Raw genomic sequence first — 12,476 nt, 5'->3', positions numbered from 1 at the left:
CCAGGGGTAGTAATGTCTGTGCGACGAGCGACGCGCGACTGGCCCGTCAGGATTTGATCGGCAGTCGCCAGAATTCAGATGAGGACCATGTGAGCGATCTCGCCAAGTCGGCGGCACGGCGTGCGGTCAGGTCGGCTGAGCGCGGTCGGCCCAGTGACGGCATAGCGACCTCGAATCGGCGGGGAAATCGGTTGCCGCGCGACGAGCGTCGTGGCCAATTGCTGATCGTGGCCAGCGACGTCTTCGTCGACCACGGCTACCACGCGGCCGGCATGGATGAGATCGCCGACCGGGCGGGGGTCAGTAAACCCGTTCTGTATCAACATTTCTCGAGCAAGCTGGAGCTGTATCTGGCGGTCCTCGATCGCCACGTCGAGAACCTGGTCTCGGGCGTGCAGAACGCCCTGAGCACCACGACCGACAACCGGCAGCGGTTGCGCGCCGCGATCCAGGCGTTCTTCGACTTCATCGAGCACGATGGCCAGGGCTACCGGCTGATCTTCGAAAACGACTACGTCACCGAGCCCGAGGTCGCCGCGCAGGTACGGGCGGCCACCGAGTCGTGCATCGACGCGGTTTTCGCGCTGATCAGCGCCGATTCCGGCCTGGACCCGCACCGCGCCCGAATGATCGCGGTGGGGCTGGTCGGCATCAGCGTCGATTGCGCGAGGTACTGGCTGGACTCCGACCGCCCGATCTCCAAGTCCGACGCCGTCGACGGCACCGTCGCGTTCGCGTGGGGCGGGCTGTCACACGTGCCGCTTACGCGCTCTTAGCGAGCCTTCCCACCCGACTTCGCGCCAACGTCGGCCCCGATTCCGAAGCCGACCCGACGAGAGTCGGCGACACCGATCTCGACGTAGGCGATGCTGGGCGTGTGGATCAGGAAGCGGCGGCCCTTCTCGTCGCTGAGGCTCAGCAGACCCGAGCCTTCACGCAGCGCGGCGCTCACGGCCTCTTCGACCTCCGCGGGCGTCTGCGTGCTGGAGAAGACCAGCTCGCGCGGGCTGTCCGTGATACCGACCTTGACCTCCACGATGGCCCCTTCCGTTGATATTCCGTCGCAAGCATGTCAGCAGCAGGTTAGTGGACGCGGCCGGTGCGCTACGAGCAGAGGGTGACCGCTTTGAGTTCGCGGTAAGCGAAACGCTGTCTAACGGCAGATAACGATTGGCTCCCAGCTGGATCAAGGTGGCGCACGGCGCCGGTTCGGGCGGTTTCACGTCAGTAACATCGGCATCATCAGAAACACGCTCGATGATCGCACCGGCCTAGATCGTGGCCTTGTCCACGACTACCCCGGTGACGACACTTACGACGGAGCCGACTACGACGGCTACGACGATGACGCGTACCCGGACACCGACGACGACTACACCGACGACGACTACGAGGACGAGGGCTACGGCGCGCTCCTCTGGCCCTCGAATGGCTGGCGTCCGGCGGTCGCGGTGCTCGGCGCGGTGGTGGCGATCGGCGCGATCGCGACCGCGGTGATCATCAACAGCGGCGACAGCGCCTCGACGAAGGGCACCGTGGGCCCGCCGGCTGCCACGAGCATCACGTCCGCGCCGCGGACCACTAGCCCGCCGAGCGCGTCGCTCAGCCCGGCACCGAGCACGTCGCAGGCGCCGCAGCTACCTCCGGAGACCGTCACCACCCTGACACCGCCGAGTGCCGCGCTGACGGCACCACCGCTGGCGGCGCCGCCTCCCGCGCTCGTAGCACCAAGGGCCACACTGAATCCCAGCACCGTCTTCTACAGCGTCACCGGGACCAAGGAACTCCTGGACCTGGTGAACGTCGTCTATACCGACGCCCGTGGCTACCCCCAGACCGAGTTCAACGTGTCGCTGCCCTGGTCGAAAGTGATCGTGCTCAACCCGGGGGTGACGACCCGATCCGTCGTCGCGACCAGCATCGTGGGCCGGCTCAACTGTGCGATCGTCAACGCCCAGGGCCAGGTCGAGGTGGCGTCGGCCAACAACTCCAACCTGGCGACCTGCACGAAATAGGGATCAGCTCAGACCGAGCTCGCGCATCCGTCGCTCGTGCGTTTGCTGCAGACGTTCGAAAAATGCACTGAGCTGTCCTAGACCACCGGTGCCGGTTACCACCAGGTCGACAAGTTCATCATGGTCAGCCAGCAAATATTGGGCCTGAGTGATCGCTTCGCCGTACAGCCGCCGGGCCCATAGCGCCAACCGGCTGCGTTGTTTGCCGCTTGCCGTCACGGCGGCGCGAACTTCGGCCACGACGAACTGCGAGTGTCCGGTTTGCGACAGCGCCTCGCGCACCACGTCGGCGATCTCGTCGGGCAGTCCGTCGGCAAGCTCGAGGTAAAGGTCGGCCGCCAGCGCGTCGCCGACATAGGTCTTGACCAATGCTTCCAGCCAGGTGCTGGGCATCGTCAGCCGGTGGTAGTTCTCGATCGCCGACACGTACCTCGCCATGGCCGTAACGACGTCGACGCCCCGGCTTTCCAGGGCGTCGTGCAGCAACTCGTAATGCTTCATCTCGGCGGCCGCCATGCTCGCCATCGAAATCCGTCCCCGCAGGTCGGGCGCCATTCGGGCCTCGTCAGTCAGCCGGTAGAACGCGGCCACCTCGCCGTAGGCGAGCACTGCGAACAGTTCGTTGACACCCGGATGATCCGCGCTGAGCCGGGTGGCGGGCGAATCGTCTACTTGGTCGGCAGAGGAGGCCGAAGTCATGGGCATCACTGTAGTCGGCGGACGTGGAAGAAGATGGGTGCCAGCTGTCGACCAGCTATCATGCTGGTAGATAGCGGCTGTATTTCTTCTACCGGCGCTATCGGCGAAATGTGCGTGCACAGCCGGCCTGCCCAAATCTCAGCAGGGCCCGGCGGACTCGGAGATCTATTCGGAGTCGGAACTCGTGCGCGCGTGACCGCGAGAAAACACCGATCCCAACCGAATACGTCACCGAAAGGTACATCACCCACGCATGACCGCATTGACTAGCAAAACTGAACCAACCTTTGCCGAACTCGGCGTCCGCGACGAAATCGTTCGGGCCCTCGCCGAAAAGGGCATCGAGCATGCCTTCGCTATCCAGGAACTGACCCTGCCGATGGCGCTGGCCGGCGACGACGTCATCGGCCAGGCCCGCACCGGCATGGGTAAAACCCTCGCCTTCGGCGTCCCGCTGCTGCAGCGCATCACCAACGGCGTCGGGGTACGGCCGCTCAACGGCACACCGCGCGCCCTGATCGTGGTGCCCACCCGCGAACTCTGCGTCCAGGTCACCGAGGATCTGGCCGCCGCTGCCAAACACTTGATCGCCGATGAAGGCCGCCGGCTTTCGGTGGTGTCGATCTACGGCGGACGAGCCTATGAACCACAGATCGACGCGCTGCGAACCGGCGCCGACGTCGTGGTGGGCACTCCTGGCCGGCTGCTCGACCTCTCCCAGCAGGGCCACCTGCAGCTCGGCGGGTTGTCGGTGCTGGTGCTGGACGAGGCCGACGAGATGCTCGACCTGGGCTTCTTGCCGGACATCGAGCGCATCCTGCGTCAGATCCCGGTCGACCGGCAGTCGATGCTGTTCTCGGCGACCATGCCGGACCCGATCATCACGCTGGCCCGTACCTTCATGGTCCAGCCCACCCACATCCGCGCCGAGGCACCGCATTCGGCGGCCACCCACGACACCACCGAGCAGTTCGTCTTTCGCGCCCACGCGCTGGACAAGGTGGAGATGGTCACCCGGATCCTGCAGGCCGATGGCCGGGGCGCGACGATGATCTTCACCCGCACCAAGCGCACCGCCCAAAAGGTCGCGGACGAGCTGGCCGAGCGGGGCTTCAAGGTCGGTGCCGTGCACGGCGATCTCGGCCAGATCGCCCGGGAGAAGGCACTCAAGGCCTTCCGCAACGGTGACGTCGACGTGCTGGTGGCCACCGATGTCGCGGCCCGCGGCATCGACATCGATGACATCACCCATGTCATCAACTACCAGATCCCCGAGGACGAGCAGGCCTATGTGCACCGGATCGGCCGTACCGGTCGCGCCGGCAAGACGGGCATCGCGGTCACCTTGGTCGACTGGGACGAACTGCCCCGCTGGACGGCGATCAACAAGGCCCTGAACCTGGGCTCCCCCGACCCCGTCGAGACCTACTCCAATTCGCCGCACCTCTACACCGAGTTGGGCATCCCGACCGAGGCCACCGGCAGCGTCGGTACCCCGCGGAAGTCACCGGTCAAGCGACGCGACACCGAAGGCGGCGCGACACCGGAGAGGCCGGCGCGCGACCGCTCGGCAAACCGGCGCCGCCGCACCCGCGCTGGCCAGCCCGTGAGCGGCCACCCGGGCGCCAACGGCGATGGGGAAGGCGCAGCGGAGACGCCGGCGGGTTCGGCATCCGGCGATGGCGCTAACGGGACCAACAACCGTCGTCGCCGTCGTCGTCGCAAGCCGACGGAAGCCACCACGCACGCCAACTGAGCCGCATGGTCAAACCCGAACGCCGGACCAAAGGCGATCTGTTGGCCGCCGCGGCGATCGCGGTCGTCGTCGCCGCAACCGCGTCCCTGATCTGGTGGACCAGTGATGCGCGGGCCACGATCAGCCGGCCCGCCGCCACGCCCGCGCCGAACCCGAGTTTGGCCAAGCAGGTGCCGGCCGGTCTGAAGCAGCTGTGGACCGCCCCCAGCACCGCCACCACGGCACCCGTGATCGTGGGCGGGACGGTGGCCACCGGCGACGGCCGCGAGGTGGACGGGCGCGACGCCGGCACCGGCCAGACGCGCTGGAGCTATGCCCGGGACAGCGACCTGTGCGGCCTTTCCTGGGTCTACCACTACGCCGTTGCGGTCTATCGCGACGACCGCGGTTGCGGTCAGGTCACCGCCATCGACGGGTCCACCGGCCGCCGGGGGGCCGCCCGCAGTAGCTACGCCGACCCTCAGGTGCGCCTCTCCTCCGATGGCACGACGGTGTTGTCGGTCGGCGACACCCGGCTGGAACTGTGGCGCTCGGACCTGGTCCGGATGCTCGCCTACGGCGAGACCGACGCCCGGGTGAAACCGTCGTCACGGGGACTGCACTCCGGATGCAAGCTGTACTCGGGGGCGGCCACCTCGTTGGCGGTGTCGGTGTTGGAGAGCTGCGCGAACCAGGCCGACCTGCGACTCGCCCTGTTGCGTCCCGGCAAGGAAGACGACGAGCCTGCGCAACACCTCGTCGCCGAGCCCGGGATCGGAGTCAACTCGGGTGCTCGCGTGCTGACCGTCTGGCAAAGCAACACGGCCGTGTATCTGCCGGTGCCGCGGCCCAGGGTCGACGTGGTCGATGAAATGGGCACCGTCGTGGCGAGCACGCCGCTGCCCAAGGCGCCGTCGAATTCGGCGGTGTCGCAGGCGGGCAACCTGGTGACCTGGTGGACCGGCGATTCCGTTCTCGTCTTCGAGGCCAGCAGTCTGACCCTGCGCTACACAATTGCGGCGGGCGAGAAGACAGTCCCGTTGGGTCCCGGCACCATGATGGCGGGCAAGCTGCTCATTCCGGTCACCGGCGCGATCGGCGTCTATGACCCCGTGACCGGAGCCAATGAACGCTACATTGCGGTGGACCGGGCCCCGAGCACCCGCGCCGTCGTCCCGGCCGTGTCGGGCTCCCGGGTGTTCGAGCAGCGGGGCGACACCGTGGTAGCCCTGGGCTAGACCTACACCCGGTGCGCGCGCCCGTCTCCGTCATCGCACACTGGGCGGCACGGACGCACACTCACGCCTCGATGGCGAACGTCGGCAGCGGTTTGCCGGACTTCCAGTGTTTGATCAACGCCTGTGCCAAAGCGGAGTAAGCCACCGCGCCTTTGTTCTTGCGCCCGGCCATCACCGACGAGCCCGACGCGCTGGCCTCGGCGAAGCGCACGGTGCGCGGGATGGGCGGCGCGAGCACCGGCAAGTCGTAGCGGTCCGCGACATCGAGCAGCACATCGCGGGTGTGGGTGGTGCGCGAGTCGTACAACGTGGGCAATGCGCCGAGTAGCCGCAGATTCGGGTTGGTGATCTGCTGGACATCGACGACAGTGCGCAGGAATTGACCGACGCCGCGGTGCGCCAACGTCTCGCACTGCAGCGGCACGATCACCTCGTCGGCAGCCGTCAGCCCGTTGAGGGTGAGCACTCCCAGCGACGGCGGGCAATCGATGACGATCACGTCGAATTGGTCGGAGACTTTGGCCAGTGCACGTTTGAGCGCGTACTCGCGGCCGGCCCGCATCAACAGCATCGCCTCGGCGCCGGCCAAGTCAATGTTGGCCGGCAGCAACGTCATTCCCTCCATGGTGGTGACCAGCGCGGCACCCGGCTCGATCTCACCGAGCAGCACCTCGTGCACCGACACTGGCAACTTGTCGGGATCCTGACCGAGCGAGAACGTCAGGCAACCCTGCGGATCCAGATCGACAAGAAGCACTCGCCGGCCTTTTTCCACCATCGCCGCGCCTAGCGAGGCGACTGTCGTCGTCTTGGCGACTCCGCCCTTCTGGTTGGCGACCGCCAGTACCCGCGTCTCACTCATCAGCGCCGCTCTCCCCCGCAAGCGGGAGGTACCCCCACCTCATCGCTCTTTGTCCCCTCGTCGTCGGCGCACTCACACCTGCCATCCTGGCACGTTCGCGGCCGGGAGCTAAGGACTTCTCCCGACGGGGACGGCAAGTCGTCAGGCAGAATCAGTCCACATGGGCTTGCACAACCACAGACTCGTACTCCTCCGCCACGGTGAGACCGAATGGTCGAAATCCGGCCAGCACACTGGCCGCACCGACATCGAATTGACCGATGCCGGCCGGGTCCAGGCCGAGCTCGCCGGGCACGTTTTGCGTGAACTTGAACTTGCCGACCCGCTGGTGATCAGCAGCCCCCGCATACGCGCCCTGACCACAGCAAAATTGGCCGGGCTCGCCGTCGACGAGGTATCTGAGCTGCTGGCCGAATGGGATTACGGCGCCTACGAAGGGTTGACGACCCCGCAGATCCGGGAATCGGTTCCCGACTGGCTGGTCTGGACGCACGGATGTCCCGGCGGCGAGAGTGTGGCGCAAGTCAGCGACCGTGCTGATCGGGCCGTCGCATTTGCGTTAGAGCACATGAGCTCGCGCGACGTGGTGTTCGTGGGCCATAGCCACTTCTCCCGATCGGTCATCACGCGCTGGGTAGAGCTGCCGCTCGTCGAGGGCAGCCGCTTCTGGATGCTCGCCGGCTCGATCGCCGCGTGTGGGTTCGAGCATGGCGTGCGACAGCTCGCTGCGCTCGGATTGACCGGCCAGCTGCAGGCGATCGCACCCGGTTGAGCACCACCGAACCGCCGTTCGCGCTGTGCGGTCCGCGCGGCACCCTGATTGGCGAAGGGGTGCGGACGCGCTACCGCGACGCGGGCGCCGCGTGGGCCGCGCTGATGTCCGGATCGGTCCCAATAGTGTTGGGCGCATTGCCTTTTGACATAGACCGACCAGCCGCGTTGCTGGTACCCGACAGGGTGCGGCGCGGTGCCGGGCCGCCCGACTGGCCGATGGGACCGCTGCCCAGCGTGCGAATCGCCGCTGCCATCCCGCCGCCGGCGGACTACCGCGTCCGGATCAGCCGCGCACGAGACGAGCTGAGGGCACCGGACACGGCACTGAGCAAGGTGGTGCTGGCCCGCGCGTTGCAACTGGCCGCCGAGGGTGCGCTGGACGCCCGCGTCATCATGCGCCGTCTGGCCGCCAACGATCCGGCGGCCTATTGCTATCTGGCCGACCTCACCCCCGCCGGCGCGGACTACGCGGGCGCGGCCCTGGTGGGCGCCAGCCCGGAGCTGCTGGTCGCGCGCTCCGGCGACCGGGTGATCTGCCAGCCGTTCGCCGGGTCCGCCCCACGCGCCGCGGATCCGGAAGTCGATACCGCCAATGGCGCCGCCCTGGCCGCATCCGCCAAGGACCGCCACGAGCATCAGCTGGTGATCGACACGATGCGGGCCGCGTTGGAACCGCTGTGCGACGAGCTGTCCATCGCAGCCGAACCGCAGTTGAGCCGCACCGCGGCGGTGTGGCATCTGTGCACGCCGATCAGCGGACGGCTGCGCGACAAATCAACTACCGCAATCGATCTCGCGTTGGCACTGCATCCCACCCCGGCGGTCGGGGGGGTGCCGGCGAAGGCCGCATCCGAGCTCATCGCCGAACTGGAAGGCGACCGTGGTTTCTACGCCGGGGCGGTCGGCTGGTGCGATGCCAACGGCGACGGCTACTGGGTGGTGTCCATCCGCTGCGCGCAACTCTCGGCGGATCGCCGCACCGCCCTGGCCCACGCCGGCGGCGGCATTGTCGCGGAATCGGATCCTGACGACGAAGTTGACGAAACCACAACGAAGTTCGCCACGATACTGAACGCACTAGGAATTGAGCAGTGAGCGAAAGCATCCGTCGCGCCGCACCCGGCGACACCGCCGACATTGCGGACATGATCCACGCGCTGGCCGAATTCGAAAACGCCGTCGATCAGTGCACCGTCACCGAAAAGCAAATCTCGGCAGCGCTTTTCGGTGATTCCTCAATCGCGTACGCCCATGTCGCCGAAGTTGACGGCGAGGTCGCCGCGATGGCGCTCTGGTTCGTCAACTTCTCCACCTGGGATGGCGCCGGGGGCATCTACCTCGAAGATCTGTTTGTACGACCGAGATTTCGCCGTCGCGGCCTGGCTCGCGGACTGCTTGCCGCCCTGGCGGCCGAATGCGTCGACAATGCCTACACGCGGTTGTCGTGGGCGGTGCTGAACTGGAACGCCGACGCGATAGCACTGTATGACGAGATCGGCGGGCAACCGCAACGAGAATGGACGACCTACCGGTTGTCCGGTCCGCCGCTGGCCGAGCTGGCCGGACCACGCTGATCTCCACCGGCGACCCAGCGCAGGGCCGAGGGGCTGAACAGCAAGAACAACGCCGTCAGCGCCACGACGGCCAGCGGAATGCCGAAGGCCGGGCGATTCGACCCCACCGCGAGGTACCAAGCCACCGGCAACAGCAGCAGCTGGGTAAACACCGCCAGCCCGCGCCCCCAACGCCTGCCGACCACCAGCGCGCGTCCGGCAGCCAACACCGCGCCGCCGATCACCAGGAACCAGAGCGCGGTACCCAGACCGTTGACCACCCGCTGGTCGGCTCCGGCGATCGCGCGCACAACCAGGACCACGGACGTCACCAGCGCCGCGAGACCCTGCGCCGCGACGATGAGTCCCGCGCCACGAACGACGGACGGAGGCGGTGGTTTCTCCCGGTTGCGGGGGACGCGGTTCACAGCGTCAGCGTAGCCAGGGCCGCCGCTATCCCCGGCGAGCCGGCGGTTGCCCCATAGCACCGCCTTAACCGTCCCGCATAAGCTCGTGCGTCATGCGAGCGGTGCTGATCGTGAACCCAACAGCCACTTCCACCACACCGGCCGGCCGCGATCTCCTGGCGCATGCACTCAAGAGCCGCCTCGAGCTCACCGTCGAGCACACCAACCACCACGGCCACGGAACCGAACTCGGCCACGCGGCCGCCGAGGACGGGGTGGATCTGGTCGTCGTACACGGCGGCGACGGCACGGTGAGCGGGGTCGTCAACGGCTTGCTGGGCCGTCCCGGCGCGGAGCGGTCTGGGCACGTCCCCGCGGTCGCGGTGGTGCCTGGTGGCTCGGCGAACGTGCTGGCGAGGTCGCTGGGAATCTCCCGCGATCCGGTTGCCGCCACCAACCAGCTCATCCAGCTGATCGACGATTACCGCCGCCACCAGACCTGGCGGCGGATCAGCCTGATCGACTGCGGTGAACAGTGGGCGGTGATCAACGCCGGAATGGGCGTCGACGCCGAAGTGGTCGCCGCGGTGGAAGCCCAACGCAATAAGGGCATCAAGGTCACGCCGTTGCGCTATTGGCGGGTGGCGGTGCCTGCAACGGTGCGCTACAGCCGCCGAGCGCCCGAGATGACGCTCGAGCTCCCCGGCCGCGAACCCGTCTCGGGAGTCCAATTCGCCTGGGTGTCCAACACGAGGCCATGGACCTACAGCAACAGCCGGCCGATGGTGACGAACCCGGATTGCAGCTTCGAGTCGGGTCTTGGCGTGTTCGCGGTCACCAGCATGAAGGTGATTCCCACACTTCGATTACTCCGCCAGATCCTCTCGAAGCATCCGGAGCCGGAAGCCAAACAACTTATCCGCGACGACGACACACCTTGCCTGCGAATCACTTGCAGCGGCGAGCCGGTTGCCAGCCAGTACGACGGGGAGTACCTGGGGCTGCGCGATTCCATGACGTTTCGTGCGGTGCGCGACGCGCTTCCGGTGGCGGCACCGCCGCAAAATAAAAGGCCCTGACCTGCGGCAATACCGGGCCGCGCGGCCCGGCCGGCCGAAAATTCATGGCAGGGTAATCGGCGAGTGTAGTACAACGGAGTGAGGGCTTGGCTAAGCCTTAATCAAAGTGAGATAGACCACGCGCTAACGCACGCTATTGACATCTGTTGTGCCTGTGAAACGATCGAAAGGTTGCATGCAGAGATTTGTGGGGGTACCAAACGGACCCTTACTCATGCAAGCGTTAAGAGCCGAAGAAAATAACGCCAGTGCGCGATGCTGCGCACATAGTGAGGAGTAACTACTTATGGATTGGCGCCACAAGGCGGTCTGTCGTGACGAGGACCCGGAGCTGTTCTTCCCGGTAGGGAATAGCGGCCCGGCGCTCGCACAGATCGCTGACGCGAAACTGGTCTGCAATCGGTGTTCGGTGACCACAGAGTGCCTCGGGTGGGCCTTGAACACCGGTCAGGACTCCGGCGTGTGGGGCGGTATGAGCGAAGACGAGCGGCGCGCGCTCAAGCGCCGCAACGCCCGGACGAAGGCCCGCAGCGGAGTCTGACCCCAGTCTCTAGACAGCGCGGCCCCGACAACTTGTCGGGGCCGCGCTGTTGCGTGGGCAGCTACAGCAACAACCTGGACCGCCGGCCGATCGGCACCCGCAGCACGACGTCGGTGCCGCCGCGGGATGCTTCCCGCATCCCCAGCGAGCCGTCCAGTTCCGCCGCCACCAGAGTGCGCACGATCTGTAGGCCCAGGCTGTCGGATTTCTCCAGGCTGAATCCGTCGGGCAGTCCCCGCCCGTCGTCATGTACCACCACGTCCAGCCAGCGCGCCGAACGTTCGGCGCGGATCGTCACGGACCCTTCCCGGGCAGCCGGGTCAAACGCATGCTCGATCGCGTTCTGCACCAGCTCGGTTATCACCATGATCAGTGCCGTGGCGCGGTCGGAGTCGAGCACGCCCAGATCGCCGACCCGGTTGATCCGAATCGGGCGATCCACCGAGGCCACGTCGTTCATGATCGGCAGGATCCGGTCGATCACCTCGTCCAGGTTGACCTGCTCGTCGACCGACATCGACAACGCGTCGTGGACGAGCGCGATCGACGAGACGCGACGGACCGACTCGATCAGGGCTTCGCGGCCCTCGGCGTTTGCCGTTCGGCGGGCCTGCAGGCGTAGCAGCGCCGCCACCGTTTGCAGGTTGTTCTTCACCCGGTGGTGGATCTCGCGGATCGTGGCGTCCTTGGAGATCAGGGCCCGGTCCCGGCGTTTCACCTCGGTCACGTCGCGGATCAGCACCGCGGCGCCCGTGCTGGCTCCGTGCACCACCAGCGGCAAGGTCCGCAGCAACACCGTGGCGCCGCCGGCGTCGACCTCCATCCGCATGCTCTTGCCGCCGGCCAGCAAGTCCTGGACGTGCTCGGCCATCTCTTGGGCTTCGAACGAGTCGGAGATCAGGGGGCGCGTGATCCGGATGAGGTTGTGCCCCTCCAACTCGCTCGTCAGACCCATGCGGTGATATGCGGACAGGGCGTTGGGGCTGGCGTAGGCGACCACGCCGTCGACGTCGAGACGGATGAATCCGTCGCCCACGCGTGGCGTCGAGCGTGACATGGCGACGTCACGGACATCGGGAAAGGTGCCCTCCGACAGCATGTACACGAGGTCGCTGGCGCATTCGCGATACGCGGTCTCCAGATGCCCGGAGTGCTCGTCGGGCGTCAGCGAGATTTGGTGCTGGGTGAGCACCGCCACCACCTGCTCGGCGTAGCGCACCGGGGACGCAGCGACGTGCGGTCCGGGAAGCTGCCACGAATCTTGTTGGCTTGCAGTGGTTTTCCGCTGCGCTGTGCCCGATGCGAAGGTCTCGGCGACCAGCGGTAGCCGCTGGGCGGCCACGACGCTACCCACAGAGTCCGTCTGCAGAACCGTGGGCGAGGTGTTGGGCCGGCACTGCGCCACACACACCAGCACACCGTCGTCGCGGCGAACCCACATCAGGTAGTCGGCGAACGACAAGTCGGCCAGTAGCTGCCACTCCCCGACCACCGCGTGCAGGTGGTCCACGGCGTTGCCGGGCAGCATCGTGTGTTCGGCCAGAAGATCACCGAGCGTGGACATCAATTACTC

The 12,476-nt window shown here is 66.8% G+C and carries 14 protein-coding genes; 9 read left to right on the top strand and 5 right to left on the bottom strand.

Going from position 1 to position 12,476, the window contains the following annotated elements; all coding sequences use genetic code 11:
* The first annotated feature begins 89 nt into the window (after positions 1-89).
* The gene (locus OK015_RS08445) at positions 90-776 is read left to right on the top strand and encodes a TetR/AcrR family transcriptional regulator (protein WP_268130674.1); all 687 of its coding nucleotides are present in this window, start codon (positions 90-92) and stop codon (positions 774-776) included.
* Here OK015_RS08445 and OK015_RS08440 read toward each other — a convergent pair.
* Positions 773-1,036, bottom strand: a complete 264-nt coding sequence (locus tag OK015_RS08440) for a DUF3107 domain-containing protein (RefSeq protein WP_268130672.1) — start codon at positions 1,034-1,036, stop codon at positions 773-775. The genes OK015_RS08445 and OK015_RS08440 overlap by 4 nt on opposite strands.
* 196 nt (positions 1,037-1,232) lie before the next feature.
* On the opposite strand from OK015_RS08440, the gene OK015_RS08435 reads away from it, so the two are divergent.
* Positions 1,233-2,015 carry an MmpS family transport accessory protein gene (locus OK015_RS08435; protein WP_268132540.1) on the top strand — a complete coding sequence of 261 codons (783 nt, stop codon included), beginning with the start codon at positions 1,233-1,235 and terminating at the stop codon, positions 2,013-2,015.
* 3 nt (positions 2,016-2,018) lie between these two features.
* On the opposite strand, the gene OK015_RS08430 is transcribed toward OK015_RS08435, so the two are convergent.
* On the bottom strand, positions 2,019-2,714 hold the full coding sequence (locus OK015_RS08430; RefSeq protein WP_268130671.1) for a ferritin-like fold-containing protein: 696 nt from the start codon (positions 2,712-2,714) through the stop codon (positions 2,019-2,021).
* A 253-nt stretch (positions 2,715-2,967) separates the two neighbouring features.
* Between OK015_RS08430 and OK015_RS08425 the strand changes: the two genes are divergently transcribed.
* Positions 2,968-4,470, top strand: coding sequence for a DEAD/DEAH box helicase (locus tag OK015_RS08425; protein WP_268130669.1), 1,503 nt, complete (start codon positions 2,968-2,970; stop codon positions 4,468-4,470).
* Positions 4,471-4,475: 5 nt separating this feature from the next.
* Positions 4,476-5,687: an Rv3212 family protein gene (locus tag OK015_RS08420; RefSeq protein WP_268130667.1), complete on the top strand. Its 1,212-nt coding sequence runs from the start codon at positions 4,476-4,478 to the stop codon at positions 5,685-5,687.
* A 61-nt stretch (positions 5,688-5,748) separates the two neighbouring features.
* On the opposite strand, the gene OK015_RS08415 is transcribed toward OK015_RS08420, so the two are convergent.
* A complete protein-coding gene (locus OK015_RS08415) occupies positions 5,749-6,549 on the bottom strand; it encodes a ParA family protein (RefSeq protein WP_268130665.1) in 801 nt (266 codons plus the stop codon).
* Positions 6,550-6,709: 160 nt separating this feature from the next.
* Between OK015_RS08415 and OK015_RS08410 the strand changes: the two genes are divergently transcribed.
* From OK015_RS08410 to OK015_RS08400, 3 genes are read left to right on the top strand one after another with little or no spacing between them, the layout of a single operon-like run.
* A complete protein-coding gene (locus tag OK015_RS08410) occupies positions 6,710-7,321 on the top strand; it encodes an acid phosphatase (RefSeq protein ID WP_268130663.1) in 612 nt (203 codons plus the stop codon).
* A complete protein-coding gene (locus OK015_RS08405; RefSeq protein ID WP_268130662.1) occupies positions 7,318-8,418 on the top strand; it encodes an isochorismate synthase in 1,101 nt (366 codons plus the stop codon). The genes OK015_RS08410 and OK015_RS08405 overlap by 4 nt, the downstream gene beginning before the upstream one ends.
* On the top strand, positions 8,415-8,897 hold the full coding sequence (locus OK015_RS08400) for a GNAT family N-acetyltransferase (protein WP_268130660.1): 483 nt from the start codon (positions 8,415-8,417) through the stop codon (positions 8,895-8,897). The genes OK015_RS08405 and OK015_RS08400 overlap by 4 nt, the downstream gene beginning before the upstream one ends.
* Here OK015_RS08400 and OK015_RS08395 read toward each other — a convergent pair.
* A complete protein-coding gene (locus OK015_RS08395) occupies positions 8,849-9,304 on the bottom strand; it encodes a hypothetical protein (RefSeq protein WP_268130658.1) in 456 nt (151 codons plus the stop codon). The genes OK015_RS08400 and OK015_RS08395 overlap by 49 nt on opposite strands.
* A gap of 92 nt (positions 9,305-9,396) precedes the next feature.
* Between OK015_RS08395 and OK015_RS08390 the strand changes: the two genes are divergently transcribed.
* On the top strand, positions 9,397-10,362 hold the full coding sequence (locus tag OK015_RS08390) for a diacylglycerol/lipid kinase family protein (protein WP_268130656.1): 966 nt from the start codon (positions 9,397-9,399) through the stop codon (positions 10,360-10,362).
* A 286-nt stretch (positions 10,363-10,648) separates the two neighbouring features.
* Positions 10,649-10,903: a transcriptional regulator WhiB1 gene (whiB1, locus tag OK015_RS08385; protein WP_036467351.1), complete on the top strand. Its 255-nt coding sequence runs from the start codon at positions 10,649-10,651 to the stop codon at positions 10,901-10,903.
* A 61-nt stretch (positions 10,904-10,964) separates the two neighbouring features.
* Here whiB1 and OK015_RS08380 read toward each other — a convergent pair whose 3' ends face one another.
* Positions 10,965-12,467 (bottom strand): sensor histidine kinase, encoded by a 1,503-nt coding sequence (locus OK015_RS08380; RefSeq protein WP_268130653.1) that lies wholly within the window; start codon positions 12,465-12,467, stop codon positions 10,965-10,967.
* Between the last annotated feature and the right edge of the window lie 9 nt (positions 12,468-12,476).

This window comes from Mycobacterium sp. Aquia_216, assembly GCF_026723865.1.
Lineage (GTDB): Bacteria > Actinomycetota > Actinomycetes > Mycobacteriales > Mycobacteriaceae > Mycobacterium.
Note: the sequence above shows the minus strand (reverse complement) of the source record. Positions and strands in the feature narration are given on the sequence as shown.

Excerpts from the sequence above, each read along its gene's own strand:
- whiB1 (WP_036467351.1), top strand. The coding sequence starts at position 10,649 with ATGGATTGGCGCCACAAGGCGGTCTGTCGTGACGAGGACCCGGAGCTG.
- OK015_RS08390 (WP_268130656.1), top strand. The coding sequence starts at position 9,397 with ATGCGAGCGGTGCTGATCGTGAACCCAACAGCCACTTCCACCACACCG.
- OK015_RS08410 (WP_268130663.1), top strand. The coding sequence starts at position 6,710 with ATGGGCTTGCACAACCACAGACTCGTACTCCTCCGCCACGGTGAGACC.
- OK015_RS08425 (WP_268130669.1), top strand. The coding sequence starts at position 2,968 with ATGACCGCATTGACTAGCAAAACTGAACCAACCTTTGCCGAACTCGGC.
- OK015_RS08420 (WP_268130667.1), top strand. The coding sequence starts at position 4,476 with ATGGTCAAACCCGAACGCCGGACCAAAGGCGATCTGTTGGCCGCCGCG.
- OK015_RS08380 (WP_268130653.1), bottom strand. The coding sequence starts at position 12,467 with ATGTCCACGCTCGGTGATCTTCTGGCCGAACACACGATGCTGCCCGGC.
- OK015_RS08415 (WP_268130665.1), bottom strand. The coding sequence starts at position 6,549 with ATGAGTGAGACGCGGGTACTGGCGGTCGCCAACCAGAAGGGCGGAGTC.
- OK015_RS08430 (WP_268130671.1), bottom strand. The coding sequence starts at position 2,714 with ATGACTTCGGCCTCCTCTGCCGACCAAGTAGACGATTCGCCCGCCACC.